Origin of the sequence: Microbacterium resistens NBRC 103078 (assembly GCF_001552355.1) — a bacterium.
Lineage (GTDB): Bacteria > Actinomycetota > Actinomycetes > Actinomycetales > Microbacteriaceae > Microbacterium > Microbacterium resistens.
On the sequence record NZ_BCRA01000083.1, the window covers coordinates 1 to 18,989 of the forward strand.

Genomic DNA, 18,989 nt, shown 5'->3' on the forward strand with positions numbered 1-18,989 from the left:
CGGGGCGCTGGGCGCGCCGGCCCGACGAGCCGTAGACGGCGACCGGGCGTCCGGCGCGCTCCTGTCCGGGCACGGGCCGGGACCGTCGCCCGTAGATCAGCTCGGACGAGTCCAGCAGCCACGGCACGAGCGTGATCGTCACGCCGTGCACGAGCATGAGCTGGTTCGCCATGCGGCGCGCGCGGCGGTTGTGCAGCAGGCTCTCCCACCAGTGGCCGACGATGTACTGCGGCAGGTAGACGGTCACCACCGACGGCCCGTGCTTCGACCGGTACTCGCGGATGAAGTGCTCCACCGGCTGCGCGTACGTCCGGTACGGCGAGTCGACGATCACGAGCGGCACGGGGATCCGGTGCCGCTGCCACTCGCGCTGGAGCTGCGTGCCGTCCTCCGGCGTGAGGGCGACGTGCAGGGCCACGGTCTTGTCGTGCTTGGCCGCGATGGCGTAGTCGAGCGCCTTGACGACGGGCTTCTGCAGCCGGTTCACCAGGACGATCGCCACATCTCCCGCGGATCCGAAGTGGGTGGCGTCGTCGACGGCGATCTCGTGCTCCACGTCCCGGTAGTAGCGCTTCACCCCGACCATGAGGACCGCAAGCACGGGGATCGCGAAGAACACCATCCACGCGCCGTGCGTGAACTTCGTGATCGTCACGATCAGCAGGACGAGGACGGTGAGCGTGGCGCCCGCGGAGTTGATGACGAGGCCGGTGTAGGCCGAGCGGCGCAGCGGCGCGGCCTCGGCCACGGTCTTGGCGCGCGTGCCCCGCAGCACGCGGCGCCAGTGCCGCACCATCCCGATCTGCCCGAGGGAGAAGGAGACGAAGACGCCGATGATGTAGAGCTGGATCAGGGTCGTCAGGTTCGCCTGGAACACCACGAGCACGGTGACCGCGGCGATGCCGAGGACGATCATCCCGTTGGAGAAGACCAGCCGGTCGCCGCGGGTGTTCAGCGCCTTGGGGGCATAGCCGTCGCGGGCGAGCACCGCCCCGAGGAGCGGGAACCCGTTGAACGCGGTGTTGGCGGCGAGCAGCAGCACGCAGGCGGTGGCCGCCTGGATGAGGAAGAAGGGGATGCTCCCGCCGCCGAAGGTCGCCGCGGCGACCTGGGCCATGAGGCTGGGCTGCGGGTTCGCGCAGTCGAACCCGACGAGCGCGCACGGGTCCTCCGCGTAGTGCACGCCCGAGATGAGCGCGAGGGCGGTGAGGCCGGCGAACAGCAGCGCGGCGATCGCGCCCATCATCGCGAGGGTCGTCTGGGCGTTGCGGATCTTCGGCATCCGGAAGGCCGGCACGCCGTTGGACACGGCCTCGACGCCGGTCAGTGCCGAGCAGCCGCTGGAGAACGCGCGCAGCACGAGCAGGATGACGGCGGCCTGGCTGAGGTCCTCCGCCTGCACCGCGAACTCGGCGCTGGAGGCGACCGGTGCGTCGCCCAGGACCGTGCGGACCAGCCCCGTCACGATCATGACGGCGACCGAGCCGATGAAGACGTAGGTGGGGATCGCGAACACGGTGGACGCCTCCCGCACGCCGCGGAGGTTCACGATCACGATGAGGATCACGAAGCCGACCGCGAGCTCGACCCGCCACGGGTTGAGCTCCGGCACGGCGGAGATGATGTTGTCCACGCCCGACGCGATGGAGACGGCGACCGTGAGCACGTAGTCGACGAGCAGCGCCGCCGCGACGACCACCCCGGGGATCTCGCCCAGGTTCGTCGACGCCACCTCGTAGTCGCCGCCGCCGGACGGGTAGGCCTTGATGAGCTGGCGGTAGCTGAGCACCACGACGACGAGGAGGAGCACCACCGCCCCGGCGACCAGCGGGGTGAACGACAGGAAGGCCATGCCGCCCACGAGCAGGATCATCAGCAGCTCCTGCGGCGCGTACGCCACCGAGCTCAGCGCGTCCGACGCGAAGATCGGCAGCGCCATGCGCTTGGGGAGCAGCTGCTCGTCGGCCTGCTCGGAGGTGAGCGGGTCTCCCAGGAGGATGCGTTTGGCCAGTTGCGGGGCGTCCGCGCTCTCACGGCTCTCATTTGCCACGAGCGGCGACATTACGCCTGCGCGCGGCGGCGTGCAATGCGGGATCCGTACGTTTCCCTCACGATCCGCTCACGGCCCGCGGCGTGCCGCCTCGGTGCGGGCCGCGGGCATGGGCGGTCGCCGTGGCCGCGTAGGCTCGACGGGTGCAGGATCAGGTGCTTCTCGGCTTCCTCGCGACGGGCATCGGCCTGGTCTTCGGTGTCCTCCTCTTCGTGCCGTTCGTGGCGATCAGCTACCGCCGCCGCGGGCGGCTGACGGTCGGGCGCCTGCTGCTCTGGCTCGCGGCGCTGATCTACTTCTGGGCGATCTGGACGTACACCCTGCTGCCCCTGCCGGATCCGGACGGCATCCGCTGCGTGGGAGCGATCCTGGACCCGATGTCGGTCGTGCGCGACGTGCAGAAGGCGTTCGCCCGGTCGGTCCACCCGTTCACCGACCCCGCGATCCTGCAGCTCGCGCTGAACGTGCTGCTGTTCCTCCCCCTGGGGTTCTTCCTGCGGGTGCTCGGCGGACGGGGCGTCGTCACCGCGCTCGCCGTCGGGTTCGGGCTGTCGCTGTTCATCGAGACGACGCAGCTCACGGGCGTCTGGACGATCTACCCGTGCGCCTACCGCTTCTTCGACGTCGGCGACCTCATGACGAACACGGCCGGCGCCGTGCTCGGATCGCTCCTGTCCCTCGTCGTGCCCGCCCGGCTGCGGGGCTCCGCGGCGTCGCCGGATGCGGATCGGCCGCGCCCCGTGACGCGGGGGAGGCGCCTGCTGGCGATGCTGTGCGATGCGATCGGCTACAGCATCGTCGCGTTCGGCGCCGGGGTGGTGATCCTGCTCGCCCGCCTCTACATCCTCGGCGAGTCGACGGCGCAGGGCGACGACGGCCTCACGACGCTCATCGGCACCGGCGGCACCAGTCTGGTGTGGCTGATCTGGATCCTCGTCACGGGCCAGTCGCCGGGGGACGCGGCGGTGCAGCTGCGGTATCGCGGCGGACCGCTCTCGGCCGCGCTCGCGCGAGTCCTGCGCTGGGCGGCCGGCGTGGGCGGGATCTCCGCGCTCGCCCTCGTCGGCGCGGCGGGGGAGGCATGGGTGTGGCCGCTGATGGCCCTCGCCGTGGTGCTCGCCCTGTTCACCCGCGGCGGGCGGGGACTGCCCTGGCTCGTGTCCCGACAGGAGCTGACGGACGCCCGCGAGCCGGCTCGTTCGCCCAGGACGAACGCACAGCCGAATCAGATCACGGGTGCGTAACGTCGAGCGCATGAGCACGGTCCCCGTCGACGATGCGCTGAACGAGACCTTGAACGAGGCGCGGGAGCTCCGCGACGAGTTCCAGCGTTTCCTCCACGAGTACGAGTTCGGGATGCGCGAGATCGAGACGAAGATCTCCATCCTGCGCGACGAGTTCACCCACCATCACTCGTACAACCCGATCGAGCACGTGAAGAGCCGGCTGAAGTCTCCGGACAGCATCGTGGAGAAGGTGGCGCGGCGGGGGATCGAGCCGGACTTCGACTCGATCCGCACGCACATCACCGACATCGCGGGCGTGCGCGTGACCTGCAGTTTCGTGGCCGACGTCTACCGCCTCTTCGACCTCCTGACCGCGCAGGACGACGTGTCGGTGCGGATCGTCAAGGACTACATCGCGACGCCGAAGCCCAACGGGTACCGGAGCCTGCACGCGATCCTCGAGGTCCCCGTCTTCCTCTCCACCGGGCCGATCACGGTGCCGGTCGAGGTGCAGTTCCGCACCATCGCGATGGACTTCTGGGCGAGCCTGGAGCACAAGATCCACTACAAGTTCGCCGGGGCCGTGCCCGCGCACCTCGTCGACAGCCTCACGTCCGCGGCCGAGGCGGCCAGCGCGCTGGACGCCCGCATGGAGCAGCTCCACCACGAGGCGCACGGGACGCCGGTCGGAGCCCTGCCGTCCCCCCGCACCCGGATCGTCCAGGTCTGAGGGCTCCGGCGCGGCGCAGGATCAACCGAGGAACTCCCGCGCGGCGACGGTGAGCGCCTTCACGCCGACCTCGATCGTCGGATGGATCTCCACGGCGAAGTACGGCGAGTGGTTGGTCGCGATCGCGCTGTCCAGCGTGCCGCTGGCGACGGCCTCGGCGAAGCGCGCCGGATCGATGCCGCCCCAGAACCAGAACACCAGCGGGACCCCCGCGTCGCGGGCGAACCACGACACGTCCTCGCTGCCGGTGAACAGGCCGGGATCGATGACGTTGTCCTCCCCGAACGCGGAGCGGAACGCGCCGATGGCGCGCTCCGCGGCGTCGGCGTCGTTGATCGTGGCGGGCAGGGTGTGCAGGGTCTCGATGGTGGGCTCCGCCGTCGCGCCCGAGGCCAGCGCCTCTGCGCGCACGATCCGCTCGACGCTCGCGAGGACCTTCTCGCGCAGGACCTCGTCGGGGTAGCGCAGACTCAGCTCCAGCGTGGCCTCGGCGGGGATGATGTTGTTCTTCGTCCCGGCATGGATGGATCCGACGGTCACCACGGCGAGGTCGTGCGGGTCGACCTCCCGGGAGACGACCGTCTGCAGGCGCATCACGGTCGCGGCGGCCATGACCACCGGATCGACCGTGGAGTGCGGCCGCGAGCCGTGGCCGCCGCGGCCGTGCAGGGTCACCGTGAGCCCGTCGGACGCCGACATCTGCGGGCCGGGGCGCACGCCGATGACCCCGGCGGGCAGGGGCGTCACGTGCTGGCCGATCACGACGTCCGGACGCGGGAAGCGGTCGAGGGCGCCGTCGTCCAGCATGGCCCTGGCGCCCGCGCCGAACTCCTCCGCGGGCTGGATCACGACGACCAGGGTGCCCGACCACTCGTCCTGGGAAGCGACGAGCTGCTCGACGGCGCCGATCATGGCCGTGACGTGCATGTCGTGGCCGCAGGCGTGCATGACCCCGACCGCGCGCCCCTCGGCGTCCAGCCCCGTGGCCGTGCTCGCGTAGGGGAGCCCGGTGAGCTCGGTGACGGGGAGGGCGTCCATGTCGGCGCGCGCCCAGACGACCGGTCCCTCGCCGTTGCGCAGCACCCCGATCACGCCCGTGACGCCGACCCCCTCGGTCACGTCGAGGCCCAGATCGCGCAGGTGCCCGGCGGCGATCGATGCGGTGCGCGTCTCCTGGAACGACAGCTCGGGATGGCGGTGCAGGTCGATGAACAGCGCTTCGAGATCGATCGTCATGCCGCGAGCCTATCGCCGGGGTGTCCGGCGCTCGCGGTCCGTCGCCGGTCCCGGCGCCCCTCGGCGGGAGGCGAGGACGGCGGATCGCGCGGTGCGGGCGGCGAGCGGCGAGGGAATCCGCCTGCGGATGTCCGACGTCTCTGCTTGGATGAGCGGGTGCAGAAGACACCCGAGGCGCGGACGGCCGGGACCGGGGCTCTCCTCTGGCTCGCCGTGGCCACGTTCTCGATGGGCATCGACGGGTATGTGCTCGCGGGTCTGCTGCCGCAGATCTCCGAGGATCTCGGCGTCACCGAGGCCGCGGCCGGGCAGCTCATGTCGGTCTTCGCGCTCACCAGCGCCGTCGCCGGCCCGGTGCTGGGCGCACTGACCGGGCGCTGGGAGCGCAAGGGGACGATCCTCGTCTCGCTCGCGGTGTTCGTGCTGGGCAACCTGATCGTGGCGATCGGGCCGACGTACGCGTGGGCCATGGCCGGACGCATCGTGTCCGCACTCGGCGGCGGCCTGCTCAACGCGATGGTGGCCGCCTACGTGATCGCCAAGGCCCCGCCCGAGCGGCGCGGGCGCGCGCTGGCTCTCGTCCAGGGCGGGTGGCTCGCGGCGACGGCGCTGGGCGTGCCGATCGGGCTCGTCGTCGGGCAGACGGGATGGCGGATCCCGCTGTACATGGTCGTCGTCGTGGGCGCGGCGGCGCTCGTCGGCATCGCGCTGAAGGTCCCGCACCTGCGCCTGCCGCCGCTGAGCCTGCGTGCATCGCTGCGTCCTCTCGCGGAGCCGAAGATCCTGTTCGCGCTGCTGATCCCGGCCGGGCTGATGTGCGCGAGCTACTTCTGCTTCACCTACGCGGCACTGATCTTCGAGCCGCGGATCGGCGCGGGGCTCGGGATGGTCGCGGTGCTCTTCGGATACGGGATCGTGAGCCTCGGCGGGAACCTCGTGTCGGGGTGGATGACGGATCGCACCACCCCGGTGCGCGTGATCACGACGATCATCGTCGGAGTGCTGGCGGTCGCGGTCCTCGGGTCCTTCGGCCTGCTGCTGCCGGGGGTGCTCGGTGCGGCGGCCGCCGTGCTCTGGTTCCTCTTCACGGCGTTCTTCAACGGCGGGTCCGGGGTGGCGCTGCAGGCGCGGCTCGGGGCGATGGCGCCGGAGTCTGCGGCGTTCGTGCTGGCGCTCAACACGAGCGGCATGCTGCTGGGCAGCGCCCTGGGCAGCGCGAGCGGCGGGCTGGCCCTTGCGACGGGGGTGCCGCCGGACGGACTGCTGCCGTTCTCCGCCGGGATCCTGGCCGTCACGCTCCTGCTGCACGTCGTCAGCGTCCGCTGGTCCGCGCGCGACGACGAGCGCGAACGCCGACTGCTGCCCGCCGGCCGCTGACGGGGCACGCCGCTGACCGGGCCCGCCGGCTGCTGATCGGACACGCCGGAGAGGCTCAGCGGCGGGTCGTCGTTCCGCGGACCACCAGCTCGAAGGGGAGCGCGGTCGGACCGGCGGTGCCCGGCTCGGCGAGCGTGCGCAGCAGCGCCTCGGCGGCGCGGCGGCCCTGGAGCAGCGGGAACTGGTCGACCGTGGTGAGCTGGAAGAACCCGCCCAGCTCGTGTCCGTCGATCCCCACGACGGACAGATCCTGCGGGACGCGGTAGCCGAGGTCGCGGGCCGCGAGGATCGCGCCGATCGCCATCTCGTCCGACGCGGCGAAGATCGCGGTCGGTCGGCGCCCAGGGCGTCCGAGGAGCTGTTTGGCCGCGCGGAAGCCGCCCTCGACGGTGAAGTCGGCCGGCTCGAGGAACGTCGGTCGCGGGGTGATCCCGGCGCGTTCCAGCGCCTTCTCGAACCCCTGCCTGCGCTGCGTGGGGATGTGGAAGTCCAGATCGAACTCCGGGCTCGCGCCGATGTGCGCGATGTCGCGGTGCCCCAGGCTGAGGAGGTGCTCCGTGGCCAGTTCGGCCACGGCCAGGTCGTCGACGGTGAGCGTCGTCAGCGACGGATTCGGCCCGCCGATCGCGATCACCGGCAGTGCGAGATCCCGCAGTCTCTGGGTCTCCTCCTCGTCGAGCTCGATCGAGACCGCGATGAGGGCGTCCACGCGTTGCCGGCGCAGGAACGTCGAGAAGACGTCCCTGCGCACCTCCGCGTCCGCGGTGATGTTGTACAGCGTGATGTCGTAGCCCGCCTTCATGAGCGTGCTCGACACCCCCGACAGCACGGTGCTGAAGAACCAGCGGTCGAGGTACGGCACGATCACGCCGACGTTGCGGGTCCGCCCGGATGCGAGGCTGGAAGCCCGCGACGACACGACGTAGCCGAGCGCGTCCGCCGCCTCCTGCACCTTCGCGCGTGCGGCCTCGGAGACGTGGCCGCGCCCGCTGAGCGCCCGTGACACCGTCGCGGTGGAGACGCCGGCCCGCCGTGCGACCTCGTCGATGCTCACCACGTCCGGTCCCCGTCCGCTCGCCGCCTCCCGGTGCGGTGTCGACCGCCCCGCTGCCCGCCCGGGCGGTGCCGTCCCGATCTGCACACTCGGTCCCGATCTGCACAGGTTTCGGTGAAGAACCTCCGCGAATCGGGCCGACCTCCGCGGATCGGGACCCCGTTCCGGGGGCGTCGCCCCGGGGCAGGAACGCCGGACCGCGCGAGTGCCCCGGGGCCGCGCGACGGTTCGGCGGTCCCGGGACGACGGTGTGGTCCGGCGCTCACGCGGTCAGCCCCGCACGTACCAGGCGGCGGTGTTCGGCGGCAGTGCGGTGCCGGAGAACGGCTCGCTCTGCACGACGAAGCGCGCATCGGCGGGCAGCTCGATCGGGTCGTCGCCGAGGTTCGCCGCCACGTGCAGGTCCCCGCGGCGGAACGCGACGGCGTTCGGGTCCAGGTCCTCCCACACGAGGCTTCCCGCGCCGAGGCCGCGCTCGCGGCGCACCCGCAGCAGCTCCTGGTACAGCGAGAGGGTCGATCCCTCGACGCCCCGCTCGACGTCGCGCGCGTACTCGGCCCACTCCGGCGGCTGGGGGAGCCACGAGGCACCGGTGTCGTTGAAGCCGTAGGCGGGGGCGTCGGCGACCCAGGGCAGCGGCACGCGGCAGCCGTCGCGGCCGTAGCGCTCGCCGTTGGTGCGGAACCAGGTCGGGTCCTGCCGGAACTCGTCCGGGATCTCCATCGCCTCGGGAAGGCCGAGCTCCTCGCCCTGGTACAGATAGGCGGATCCGGGCAGGGCGAGCATGAGCGTGGTCGCGGCCCGGCCGCGGGACAGGCCGATCGCGCGATCCGGCTTTCCGGGAGAGTTCGGGCCGATCCCCTCGCCCTGCGGGTTGTCCGCCGTCAGCGCCAGGCGCGAGGCATGCCGGACGACGTCGTGGTTGGAGAGGACCCACGTGCTGGGCGCGCCGACCGCGCCGAACTCGTCCAGCGACTCGCGGATGACGTCCCGCAGCGCGCTCGCGCCCCAGGGGGTCATCAGGTACGGGAAGTTGAAGGTCTGATGCATCTCGTCCGGACGCACCCACAGCGCCGTCTTGGCAAGCGTGGGCAGCCACGCCTCGCCGCACAGCGCGCGATCGCCGTCGTATTCGGCGAGCACCGTGTGCCAGTCGCGGTAGATGTCGTGGACCTCGTCCTGCCCCCAGTACGGCACGTTCTCCTCGCCGCCGCCCATCGAGTCGGCGTCGGCGACGGGGGCGTAGTCCGGAAGGCCCGCCTCCTTGACCATGCCGTGCGCGACGTCCACGCGGAAGCCGTCGACGCCCCGATCCAACCAGAAGCGCAGGATGGAGCGGAACTCCTCGCGCACCTCCTCGTTGGTCCAGTCGAAGTCGGGCTGGGTGGCGTCGAAGATGTGCAGGTACCACTGGCCGGGCGTGCCGTCGGCCTCCGTGATCCGCTCCCACATTCCGCCGCCGAAGACCGACTCCCAGTTGTTGGGCGGAAGCTCCCCGTTCTCGCCGCGACCGTCGCGGAACACGTAGCGGGCGCGCTCGCGGCTTCCCGGTCCCGCCTTCAACGCGGCCTGGAACCACGGGTGCTGGTCCGAGGAGTGGTTGGGGACGAGGTCGACGATCACGCGGATCCCGCGGGCGTGGGCCTGCGCGAGCATCTCGTCGAAGTCGGCGAGCGTGCCGAAGAGCGGATCGACGTCGCGGTAGTCGGCCACGTCGTAGCCGGCGTCGCGCTGCGGGCTGGTCATGAAAGGGCTCAGCCAGATCGCATCGATCCCGAGCTCCTTCAGGTCGTCGAGGCGGGACGTGATGCCGGGGAGGTCCCCGATCCCGTCACCGGAGGCGTCCGCGAAGGAGCGGGGGTAGATCTGGTAGATGACGGCGGACCGCCACCACTCGGAACCGGGTGCGGATTTCTGCTCGAGCTCTGCCATGCGCCCAGGCTAGTGCAAACGCTTACACCCCCGCCAGCAGGCCCGTCGAATCGGTTCGGGCCGGCGGGCGGGGTGCAGGTTCGCGGTTCGTTCCTGCGGAGTTCTGCCGTTGCGGCGGAGGATGCGGCGGGGTTGCTCCGCTGTTGCGGTGGTTCTCCGCGCGAGCGGAAGTGCGCGGCGATCCCGGCCGACGCTGAGCCGATGCCGCACCACGGCATATCGGGTCCCGGACCCGGAGTCCGGAGGGGACGCCCGGGCGGGACGTCAGTCGCCGAGGACGACGTTGATCGGCGGCTCGCCCGCGAGCATCCGCTCGATCTGGGTCTTGACGAGGCGCGCGATCCGGGGGTTCATCGCCGTGGACGCTCCGCCGACATGCGGGCTGATCAGGAGGTTCGGCGCGGACCAGAGCGGGTCGCCTTCGGGGATCGGCTCCTGCTCGAAGACGTCGAGCGCGGCGCGGAGTCGTCCGGATTCGAGCTCGGCGCCCAGCGCCGTGGTGTCCACGATCGATCCGCGGCCCACGTTGACGAGGAGCGCGCCGTCCGCCAGACGGCGGAGCAGCTCCGCGTCGAAGAGATGCCGTGTCTCGTCGCCGCCCGGGAGGCTGAGGATGACGATGTCCGCGTCGGGCAGGAGCGCAGGGAGCTCGTCGATCCCGTGCACGTCGATCGCTCCCAGACCGTCGACGTCCTCCCGGCGGGCGGTGCGCGCGACGGCGGACAGCTCGACCTCGAACGGGGCCAGGCGCCGGGCGATCGCCGTGCCGACGCCGCCGAAGCCGACGAGGAGCACGCGCCGGTCGGCCAGGCTCTCCGCGAAGACCGGCGACCAGCCGCCCTGCTCCTGGGCGCGCACGAACCGCGGGAGCTGCCGCTGCGCGGCGAGGGTCAGGGCGAGGGCGAGCTCGGCGGTGGAGGTCTCGTGCACGCTCGCGGCGTTGGCGAACGGGACGCCGGCGGGCAGATGGTCGGAGACCCCCTCGTAGCCGATCGACTGGCCCTGGACGAGCCCGACCGACAGCCCGGAGAGGGCGGCGAGCGCCCCCGACCCGCCCATGTACGGCGGCACGACGATGTCGAGCCGGGTGGCGGGAGGGGCGTCCCGGAAGTCCCAGATCCGCAGGTCCACGTCGTTCTGCCACTCGGCGCCGGGCAGGGCGCGGAGGTTCGCGGCGAGGCGTTCGGTGGGGACGGTCACGACGAGGCTCACCCTCCCGAGCGTAGCCGCCGTTGCGGGGACCGAGGAGGCGATGGCGATCGACCGCGCGTGCCGAGGTGCGTCAGGCGGCGACGCGGGCGACGGCGGCGATGGCGCTCGTGAAGAAGCCCAGCCCGTCGACGCCGCTGCGCATGGCGGCGGCGGTGTCCGGGCCGAAGCCGGGCTCGGTGGCGTGCTCCGGGTGCGGCATCAGGCCGACGACGTTGCCCGCCGCGTTGGTGATGCCCGCGATGTCGCGCAGCGACCCGTTCGGGTTCACCCCGGCGTAGCGGAACGCCACGAGCCCCTCGCCCTCCAGGCGATCCAGGGTCTCCTCGTCGGCGATGTAGCCGCCCTCGCCGTTCTTCAGCGGGATGACGATCTCCTGGCCGGCGGCGAAAGCGCTCGTCCAGGCCGTGTCGGCGTTCTCGACCGTCAGCTTCTGGTCGCGACGGACGAAGTGCTGGTGGTCGTTGCGGATCAGGCCGCCGGGCAGCAGGTGCGCCTCGACGAGCATCTGGAAGCCGTTGCAGATCCCGAGGATCGGCATGCCGGCGGCGGCGGCCGCCTTGACCTCGGTCATGATCGGCGACAGGGCGGCGATGGCGCCCGAGCGGAGGTAGTCGCCGTAGCTGAAGCCGCCCGGGAGGACGAGCGCGTCGACGCCCTCCAGGTCGTGCGAGCCGTGCCACAGCGCGACCGGCTCGGCGCCGGCGATCCGCACGGCGCGCTGCGCGTCGCGGTCGTCCAGCGAGCCCGGGAAGGTGACGACTCCGATCCGGACGCTCATTCGACGACCTCGACGCCCACGACGTCCTCGATCACGGAGTTGGACAGCACCTCGGCGGCGACGCGGCGCGCCTCGGCGAGCACGTCCTCGGTCACCTCGCCCTCGACCGTCAGCTCGAAGCGCTTGCCGATGCGGACGTCGGTGAACGCGTCCACGCCCAGGCGGGCGAAGGCGCCGCTGACGGCCTTCCCCTGCGGGTCGAGCAGTTCGGACTTGGGCATGACGTCGACGACGATGGTGGGCATGAACGGCTCCGGAAGTCGCGGGCGGGAGGGCGGGGCCAGTCTATCGCGCGGGATGCGCGACGCCCGCTCGCCTCCGGCGGTCCTCCGCGGCCCCGGTCCTGTTCTCCTGCGGTCCGGATCCGCGGGCCGATCTGCACAGGAGAACCCGTTCTGCACAGGAACGGCGGGCTGACCTGTGCGGATCGGGACGGAGTGTGCGGATCGGGACGGGGCGTGCGGATCGGGCAGCGCGGGGGCTGCCGGAGCGGAGGGCGGGTCAGGAGGAGCGGAACACCGTGTGCACGTCGCCGATGACGTCGCGACCGCCGAGGTCCGCGATCTCGAAGAGCACGGAGACGCCGGCGACCCGGTGTCCGAGCTCCTCGATGATGCGGCGACCGGCGGCGAGCGTGCCGCCCGTCGCGAGCACATCGTCGATGAGGAGGATGCGGGATCCGGCGGGCAGGTCGTCGTGCATTTCGATCGTCGCGGTGCCGTACTCCAGCGCGTAGTCGACGGACGCGGCCGGCTGCGGGAGCTTGCCCGCCTTGCGGATCGGGACGAAGCCGGTTCCCGCCGTGATCGCGGCGGCCCCGGCGAGGATGAACCCGCGCGCCTCGACCCCGGCCACGACGTCGAAGCGCCCGGCGAACGGTGCCACGAGAGCGGCGGTCGTCGCCCGCAGCGCCTCCGCGTCCGCGAGCAGCGGGGTGATGTCGCGGAAGACGATGCCCGGCTCCGGATGGTCCGGAATGGAGCGGATGAGGGCTTCGGCGCGCGCGAGCGCGTCGGGGGCGGGTGCGGCGGAGGTCACCGATCCAGCGTAGGGGGTCGCGTCGGCCGCCCGGTGTCCGGCCGCCCGGGCCGTGGGCCGGGCCCGACCGGGTCCCCGGGAGCCCGCGGTCGCCGAGGGTCGCCAGGACCTCCCGGAGTCGGGTCGTGATGGTACCGTGGGAGCGCTCTCAACGATCGGCTCCCGGCGCGACGCCCGCACGGGCCATGAAGGAGGACCGCATGTCCCGCTCGTTCCCCGCCGGCTTCCTCTTCGGAGCGGCCACGGCCGCCTACCAGATCGAGGGGGCGGCGTTCGAGGACGGCCGGACGGCCTCGATCTGGGACGCGTTCGCCCGCGTCCCGGGCGCGGTCGCGAACGGCGACACCGGTGACGTGGCCTGTGACCATTACCACCGGGCGGACGAGGACATCGCCCTGATGCGCGAGCTGGGCCTGCAGTCGTACCGGTTCTCCACGTCCTGGGCGCGGGTGCGTCCGGACGGCGGCGCGCCGAACCCCGCCGGGATCGCGTTCTACGACCGGCTGGTGGACGGCCTGCTGGCGAACGGGATCGTGCCGTGGCTGACGCTCTACCACTGGGACCTCCCCCAGGCGCTGGAGGAGCGGGGCGGATGGACGGCGCGCGACACCGTGGACCGCTTCGTCGAGTATGCGCTGACGATGCACGACGCCCTGGGCGATCGGGTCGCGCACTGGACCACCCTGAACGAGCCGTGGTGCTCGTCCTTCCTCTCCTACACCGCCGGGGTCCACGCCCCGGGCCGCCGCAGCATCCGCGACGGGCTGCTGTCCTCCCACCACCTGCTGCTCGCCCACGGCCGGGCGCTCCAGGAGCTGCGCCGACGCGATCCCGCGCTCAGTCTCGGCCTCACCCTGAACCTCACGGTGGCCGATCCCGCCGACCCGGACGATCCCGCCGATGTGGACGCCGCCCGGCGGATCGACGGCCAGTTCAACCGCTGGTTCCTGGACCCGATCCTGCGGGGCGCGTATCCGGCCGACGTGGTGTCCGACATCCGGGAGGCGGACGCGGACGCCGTGTCCGCGTTCGAGGAGGCGGTCCGGCCGGGCGACCTGGCCACGATCGCAACGCCGCTGGACGTGCTGGGCATCAACTACTACCACGGCGAGCTGCTGTCGGGTCATCCGCAGCCCGGAGGCGACCGGGACGTCCACGACCCGGGCGCCGGCGTGACGCGGCCGACCGGCTCGCCGTTCCCCGCCGCCGAGGGCGTGCACTGGGTCGAGCGGGGGCTGCCGCGCACCGGCATGGACTGGGAGGTGCAGCCCGAGGGGCTCACCCGGCTCCTGCAGCGCGTCGCGAACGAGGCCCCCGGCCTGCCGCTCTACGTCACGGAGAACGGATCGGCGTACGACGACGTCGTGGTGGAGGAGCCGGGCGCCGGAGGTGCGGCGGGGGCGAAGCGGGTCCCCGACGAGGAGCGGACGCGGTTCCTGCGCGCGCACGTCGCGGCGACGTGGGACGCGCTCGAGTCCGGCGTCGACGTCCGCGGCTACTTCGCCTGGTCGCTGCTCGACAACTACGAGTGGGCGTGGGGGTACGAGAAGCGGTTCGGGATCGTCCGCGTCGACTACGAAACCCAGGAGCGGATCGTGAAGGACTCCGGCCGCGAGTACGCCCGGATCATCGCCGCGCGCGCGATCTGATCCCCCGTGCGGCCCCACCCCTCGCCGAGTGGTCAGAAACTGTGGCCATGGCGGCCGTGAACCCACAGAAACTGACCACTCGACAGAGGGGCGGCGACCGGGCCCGCGTGCGCGAGAATGGAGGGATGAGGGGCACGCCATGAGCGCGTCGAGGGCGACGATCGAGGAGGTGGCGGCCGCGGCCGGAGTGTCGCGGTCGACCGTGTCGCGCGTGGTCAACGGGTCCAGCGCCGTGAGTCCGTCCGCGCTCGCCGCGGTGACCGACGCGATCGCCCGGCTGCAGTACACGCCGAACCGTGCGGCGCGCTCCCTGGCCAGCCGCCAGACCCACGCGATCGCGCTGGTGGTTCCGGAGGACACGTCGCGCTTCTTCGGGGACCCGTTCTTCGCCGCGGTCGTCTCCGGGATCAGCGCGCGCATCGCGAAGTCGGACTACCTCCTGAACCTGCTCATCGCCAGCGACGACCCCGGCGACAAGATGACGAGCTTCGTGCGCAACGGCGGCGTGGACGGGGCGATCATCGTCTCGCATCACACGAGCGACACCTTCGTGGACCGGATCGCGGAGAGCGTGCCGGTGGTCTTCGGAGGCCGCCCGAGCCGTGCGCGACCGACCGACTACGTCGTGGACGTGGACAACGTCGCGGGCGGACGCGACGCCACCGCGCACCTCGTCGAGCGCGGGCGGCGGCGCATCGCGACGATCACCGGTCCGCTGTCGATGCCCGCCGCGCAGGACCGGCTCCAGGGCTTCCGGGACGCCCTCGCGACGGCCGGGCTCGCACCGGCGGCGGTGGAGGATGGCGGCTTCAGCGAGGAGGGCGGCGCAGAGGCGGCCCGCCGCATCCTCGCCGCGCCGGGGCCCCGCCCGGACGCGATCGTCGCGGCGAGCGACCTCATGGCGCGCGGGGCGCTCTCGGTGCTCCGCGGCGCGGGGCTGCGGGTGCCGGAGGATGTGGCGCTCATCGGGTTCGACGACTCGCACGCGGCGGCGGCCGCGGATCCGCCGCTGTCCACCGTCCGCCAGCCCATGCACGCACAGGGGGAGATCATGGCGGGCATCCTGCTCGACGTGCTGTCGGGCGGGGAGCCGCCCCGGGTGAGCATCCTGCCGACGGAGCTCGTCGTCCGATCCTCGTCCTGAGCACGTCGCGTCAGGAGCGCCCCATCCGCGCGAAGGCGCCCAGCACCGTCCGCTCCGACTGGAGGAGGTACTTCTCCAGCTCGCGCACGCCGGCCTCGGGGCCGTCGGCGAGGAACGCGGTGAGCACCGCGCGGTTCTTCCGCACGAACGGTTCGTGCAGGGCCCGGGGGTCGTCGATCTCGAGGAAGGCCAGACGCAGCTCCGCGGCGACGTCGCGATACGTGCGCGCGAGCCGGGGGCTGTCGGCGAGCGCGACGATCGCGTCGTGGAACGCCATGTTGGCGCTGCCGACCGCTCGCCAGTCCTCGCTCGCGATGTTCGCCTCCGCCTCGGCGACGGCATCGGACATGCGCTGCACCGCGGGGTGCTCGGGCTCGGAGGCGCGCAGCGCCGCGCACTCGATGGCGCGGCGCGCGCGGTAGATGTCGACGACGTCGGCGATGGACGGGGAGGCCACGGATGCGCCGCGGTGCGGGACATGCTCGATCAGGCCCTGCTCGGACAGGACCCGGAACGCCTCGCGGAGCGTGTTGCGCGAGACGCCCAGGCGTTCGGCGAGCGCCGACTCGGACAGTCGGGAGCCCGGGGCGAACTCGCCGTCGATGATGCGTCGCCGCAGCTCGTCGGCGAGCGGGCCCTGATGCGTCGTCACCCCCACATGCTAGGCGAGCGGTCGGACGGCGGGTGGATCTGCCCCTAATATTGTTGAACAATCTGGGCGCATCTGTTCTACACTCGGACGAAACCGCCCCACCGACGACGTTGGGAACCACGTATGTCCGATTCCTCCCCGCAGACCTCCGCCGCCTCCCTCGCTCCCGAGGAGCACGCGCGCGCCGCCGCCGCGAAGAAGCGCGCCGGCCGCAGCGCCGTCATCGGCGCCATCTTCCTCATGGCCACGAGCGCCATCGGACCGGGCTTCATCACCCAGACCGCGACGTTCACCGCCACGATGGGCGCCGCGTTCGCGTTCGCGATCCTCACCTCCGTGCTCGTGGACATCGCCGTCCAGCTCAACATCTGGCGGATGATCACCTCGTCCGGCAGACGCGCCGGGGAGCTCGCGAACAGCGCCATCCCGTTCTCGGGTCACGTCATCGCCGTGCTCGTAGTGATCGGCGGCCTCGCGTTCAACATCGGCAACATCGCCGGCGGAGGTCTGGGCCTGAACGCCCTCCTCGGGATCGACCCCAAGATCGGCGGGCTGATCACCGGCGCGCTGGCCATCATGATCTTCCTCATCAAGAAGGCGGGCCGTGTCATGGACGTGGTCCTCGTCGTCCTCGGCGTCGGGATGATCGTGATGACGGTCGTCGTCGCGATCATCGCCCAGCCGCCGATCGGCGACGCGCTCCGGCAGACGATCGTGCCCGACCAGCTCAACTTCGCCACGATCACGACGATCGTCGGCGGCACCGTGGGCGGCTACATCACCTACTCCGGGGCGCACCGCTACCTCGCGTCGGGGCACGTCGGCCCGGAGGCGGCCGGTCCCGTCATGCGCGCCGCGGCGAACGGGATCCTCGTCACCGGCATCATGCGGTACGTCCTGTTCCTGGCGATCCTGGGCGTCGTGGCCAGCGGCGTGGCACTGGATCTGTCCAGCCAGGCCGCCAACCCCGCCGGCCAGGCGTTCGGCGCGGTCCTCGGCGAGGCCGGGCTGCGGATCTTCGGCGCCATCTTCTGGGCCGCGGCGATCAGTTCCGTCATCGGCGCCGCCTACACGTCGGCGACCTTCCTGTCCACGTTCCACCAGCGCTTCCTCGGCGGCTGGTCGCTGCAGTGGGCGACCGTCGTCTTCATCGTGGTCTCGCTCGTCGTGTACCTGCTCATCGGCACCGCCCCGGCCGCGATCCTCGTCTTCGTGGGCGGCTTCAACGGCCTGATCCTCCCCATCGGGCTGACGGTGTTCATGTACATCGGGTGGTTCCGTGCCGATCTGCTCGGTGTGACGCGCTACCCGCGCTGGCTGCTCGTCGCCGGTACCCTCGTGACCGCCCTCACCTGGTACATGGGCGCCGTCTCGATCGGCCCCATCTTCGCCTTCCTCGGAATCGGAGCCTGACATGCCCGTGATCGACCTCAACTCGGACCTCGGCGAGAACGTCCCGGACCGGATCGTCAGCGACGACGCGAGCATGCTCGCGATCGTCACGAGCGCGAACGTCTCGTGCGGCTTCCACGCCGGCAGCCCCGAGGGGATCCGGGAGACGCTGGTCGCGGCCGTCGCGCACGGCGTGACGATCGGCGCGCACCCGGGCTATCGCGACTACGAGAACTTCGGGCGCACCGCGGTGGACATCGACTCCGCGACCCTGCAGGCGCACGTCGAGTACCAGCTCGGCGCGCTGGACGGGCTCGCCCGCGGCGCGGGCGGCGCCGTCGCCTACGTGAAGCCCCACGGCGCGCTGTACAACACGATCGCGCGCGACGAGCGCCAGGCGAAGGACGTCGTGGCTGCGATCCGGGCGATCGACCCGGATCTGGTCCTGCTCGGCCTCGCGGGGGGAGTCGTGCTGGAGGTCGCCGAGCGCGCGGGGCTCCGCGTCGCGGCCGAGGCGTTCGCCGACCGGGCCTACCAGCCGGACGGGCAGCTCGTCTCCCGCACGCAGGAGGGCGCCGTGCTGCACGATCCGGCGGCGGTCGCGGCACGCATGGTGCGGCTGGCGGAGGAGGGCGTGATCCGGGCGGTCGACGGCACGGACGTCCGCGTCGAGGCGCAGTCCATCTGCGTCCACGGCGACAGCCCCGGCTCCGTCGCCATGGCCGCGGAGACCCGTCGTCTCCTGGAGCAGGCGGGCGTCGCCATCGCGCCCTTCGCCGGATCCGCGTCCTGACATGGCCGGCACAGAGCACCCGGGCACAGAGCACCCGGGCACAGAGCACCCGGGCACGGACCGCCTGGGGACGGACCGCCTGGGGATGAGGCGCGGTTCCTGATGCGCATCCTCACCGCCTCCGACCGCGCCCTGCTCGTCGAGGCCGCCGACCTCGACGAGTCGATGCGGCTGAACCTCGCCTGGGCCGAGGTCCCGGGGATCGCGGAGCTCGTCCCGGGCGCGCGCACCGTCCTCGTCCGGTTCGACCCGGCCCGCACGACGGCGGACGCGCTCGCCGCGGTGCTCGCCGACACGGTCGTGGACGCCGCGCACGTGCCGCACGTCGGGGAGGCGACGATCCCGGTCCGGTACGACGGCGAGGACCTGGCGGACGTGGCGGACCTGCTGGCCGTCTCGGCCGAGGAGGTCGTGGCGCGCCACCTCGCGGCGCAGTGGCAGGTGGCCTTCTCCGGCTTCGCCCCCGGCTTCGGGTACGCGGTGGGGTCGGATCCGCTGTTCGACGTGCCGCGACGGTCGTCCCCGCGCACGCGCGTGCCGGCGGGGTCCGTCGCGCTCGCCGGGCACTTCACCGGGGTCTACCCGAGGGAGAGCCCCGGCGGCTGGCAGCTCATCGGGCGCACGGACGCGGTCATGTGGGACATCGACCGGGACCCGCCGGCGCTGCTCGCACCGGGGACGCTCGTGCGGTTCGTGCGCGCGGACCGGGAGGCGGCCGCCGGGGCC

At 72.2% G+C, this 18,989-nt stretch carries 17 protein-coding genes; 8 read left to right on the forward strand and 9 right to left on the reverse strand.

The window, feature by feature from the left end:
• A partial coding sequence (locus MR1_RS13685; protein ID WP_067247894.1) for an APC family permease occupies positions 1–2,062 on the reverse strand: 2,062 nt, incomplete at its 3' end.
• Positions 2,063–2,193: 131 nt separating this feature from the next.
• On the opposite strand from MR1_RS13685, the gene MR1_RS13690 reads away from it, so the two are divergent.
• The gene (locus MR1_RS13690) at positions 2,194–3,294 is read left to right on the forward strand and encodes a VanZ family protein (RefSeq protein WP_067247896.1); all 1,101 of its coding nucleotides are present in this window, start codon (positions 2,194–2,196) and stop codon (positions 3,292–3,294) included.
• A 10-nt stretch (positions 3,295–3,304) separates the two neighbouring features.
• On the forward strand, positions 3,305–4,006 hold the full coding sequence (locus MR1_RS13695; RefSeq protein ID WP_067247899.1) for a GTP pyrophosphokinase: 702 nt from the start codon (positions 3,305–3,307) through the stop codon (positions 4,004–4,006).
• Between the two features lie 21 nt (positions 4,007–4,027).
• Here the strand turns inward: MR1_RS13695 and MR1_RS13700 are convergent, their stop codons facing one another.
• Positions 4,028–5,242 (reverse strand): amidohydrolase, encoded by a 1,215-nt coding sequence (locus tag MR1_RS13700; RefSeq protein WP_067247902.1) that lies wholly within the window; start codon positions 5,240–5,242, stop codon positions 4,028–4,030.
• A gap of 156 nt (positions 5,243–5,398) precedes the next feature.
• Between MR1_RS13700 and MR1_RS13705 the strand changes: the two genes are divergently transcribed.
• The gene (locus MR1_RS13705; protein ID WP_255218158.1) at positions 5,399–6,619 is read left to right on the forward strand and encodes an MFS transporter; all 1,221 of its coding nucleotides are present in this window, start codon (positions 5,399–5,401) and stop codon (positions 6,617–6,619) included.
• 55 nt (positions 6,620–6,674) lie between these two features.
• On the opposite strand, the gene MR1_RS13710 is transcribed toward MR1_RS13705, so the two are convergent.
• The 6 genes from MR1_RS13710 to MR1_RS13735 form a co-directional block, all read right to left on the reverse strand.
• Positions 6,675–7,676, reverse strand: a complete 1,002-nt coding sequence (locus MR1_RS13710; protein ID WP_067247905.1) for a LacI family DNA-binding transcriptional regulator — start codon at positions 7,674–7,676, stop codon at positions 6,675–6,677.
• A gap of 267 nt (positions 7,677–7,943) precedes the next feature.
• Positions 7,944–9,605 carry a glycoside hydrolase family 13 protein gene (locus tag MR1_RS13715; protein ID WP_067247909.1) on the reverse strand — a complete coding sequence of 554 codons (1,662 nt, stop codon included), beginning with the start codon at positions 9,603–9,605 and terminating at the stop codon, positions 7,944–7,946.
• 264 nt (positions 9,606–9,869) lie between these two features.
• Positions 9,870–10,817: a 2-hydroxyacid dehydrogenase gene (locus tag MR1_RS13720; RefSeq protein WP_067247913.1), complete on the reverse strand. Its 948-nt coding sequence runs from the start codon at positions 10,815–10,817 to the stop codon at positions 9,870–9,872.
• A 70-nt stretch (positions 10,818–10,887) separates the two neighbouring features.
• Complete coding sequence (gene purQ, locus MR1_RS13725; protein WP_067247917.1) at positions 10,888–11,595, reverse strand: phosphoribosylformylglycinamidine synthase subunit PurQ; 708 nt, start codon at positions 11,593–11,595, stop codon at positions 10,888–10,890.
• Entirely contained in the window at positions 11,592–11,840 is a 249-nt protein-coding gene (purS, locus tag MR1_RS13730; RefSeq protein ID WP_067247920.1) for a phosphoribosylformylglycinamidine synthase subunit PurS, read from the reverse strand. The genes purQ and purS overlap by 4 nt, the downstream gene beginning before the upstream one ends.
• A gap of 256 nt (positions 11,841–12,096) precedes the next feature.
• Positions 12,097–12,633, reverse strand: a complete 537-nt coding sequence (locus tag MR1_RS13735) for an adenine phosphoribosyltransferase (protein ID WP_067247923.1) — start codon at positions 12,631–12,633, stop codon at positions 12,097–12,099.
• Positions 12,634–12,833: 200 nt separating this feature from the next.
• On the opposite strand from MR1_RS13735, the gene MR1_RS13740 reads away from it, so the two are divergent.
• Both MR1_RS13740 and MR1_RS13745 read left to right on the forward strand, forming a co-directional pair.
• Entirely contained in the window at positions 12,834–14,282 is a 1,449-nt protein-coding gene (locus tag MR1_RS13740; RefSeq protein ID WP_067247936.1) for a glycoside hydrolase family 1 protein, read from the forward strand.
• A gap of 139 nt (positions 14,283–14,421) precedes the next feature.
• Positions 14,422–15,426 carry a LacI family DNA-binding transcriptional regulator gene (locus MR1_RS13745; RefSeq protein ID WP_067247925.1) on the forward strand — a complete coding sequence of 335 codons (1,005 nt, stop codon included), beginning with the start codon at positions 14,422–14,424 and terminating at the stop codon, positions 15,424–15,426.
• 10 nt (positions 15,427–15,436) lie between these two features.
• Here the strand turns inward: MR1_RS13745 and MR1_RS13750 are convergent, their stop codons facing one another.
• Positions 15,437–16,078, reverse strand: a complete 642-nt coding sequence (locus MR1_RS13750; protein WP_067247928.1) for a GntR family transcriptional regulator — start codon at positions 16,076–16,078, stop codon at positions 15,437–15,439.
• A 123-nt stretch (positions 16,079–16,201) separates the two neighbouring features.
• On the opposite strand from MR1_RS13750, the gene MR1_RS13755 reads away from it, so the two are divergent.
• From MR1_RS13755 to MR1_RS13765, 3 genes are all read left to right on the forward strand, one after another.
• Positions 16,202–17,491, forward strand: coding sequence for an NRAMP family divalent metal transporter (locus tag MR1_RS13755; protein WP_067247931.1), 1,290 nt, complete (start codon positions 16,202–16,204; stop codon positions 17,489–17,491).
• Between the two features lies 1 nt (position 17,492).
• Positions 17,493–18,263 carry a LamB/YcsF family protein gene (locus tag MR1_RS13760; RefSeq protein ID WP_067247934.1) on the forward strand — a complete coding sequence of 257 codons (771 nt, stop codon included), beginning with the start codon at positions 17,493–17,495 and terminating at the stop codon, positions 18,261–18,263.
• A gap of 102 nt (positions 18,264–18,365) precedes the next feature.
• On the forward strand, positions 18,366–18,989 hold a 624-nt coding region (locus tag MR1_RS13765; RefSeq protein WP_157518202.1), incomplete at its 3' end, for a 5-oxoprolinase subunit B family protein.

Coding starts and splice junctions, on each gene's coding strand:
- purQ (WP_067247917.1), bottom strand. CDS start 11,595: ATGAGCGTCCGGATCGGAGTCGTCACCTTCCCGGGCTCGCTGGACGAC.
- MR1_RS13755 (WP_067247931.1), top strand. CDS start 16,202: ATGTCCGATTCCTCCCCGCAGACCTCCGCCGCCTCCCTCGCTCCCGAG.
- MR1_RS13695 (WP_067247899.1), top strand. CDS start 3,305: ATGAGCACGGTCCCCGTCGACGATGCGCTGAACGAGACCTTGAACGAG.
- MR1_RS13700 (WP_067247902.1), bottom strand. CDS start 5,242: ATGACGATCGATCTCGAAGCGCTGTTCATCGACCTGCACCGCCATCCC.
- purS (WP_067247920.1), bottom strand. CDS start 11,840: ATGCCCACCATCGTCGTCGACGTCATGCCCAAGTCCGAACTGCTCGAC.
- MR1_RS13745 (WP_067247925.1), top strand. CDS start 14,422: ATGAGCGCGTCGAGGGCGACGATCGAGGAGGTGGCGGCCGCGGCCGGA.
- MR1_RS13715 (WP_067247909.1), bottom strand. CDS start 9,605: ATGGCAGAGCTCGAGCAGAAATCCGCACCCGGTTCCGAGTGGTGGCGG.
- MR1_RS13760 (WP_067247934.1), top strand. CDS start 17,493: ATGCCCGTGATCGACCTCAACTCGGACCTCGGCGAGAACGTCCCGGAC.
- MR1_RS13740 (WP_067247936.1), top strand. CDS start 12,834: ATGTCCCGCTCGTTCCCCGCCGGCTTCCTCTTCGGAGCGGCCACGGCC.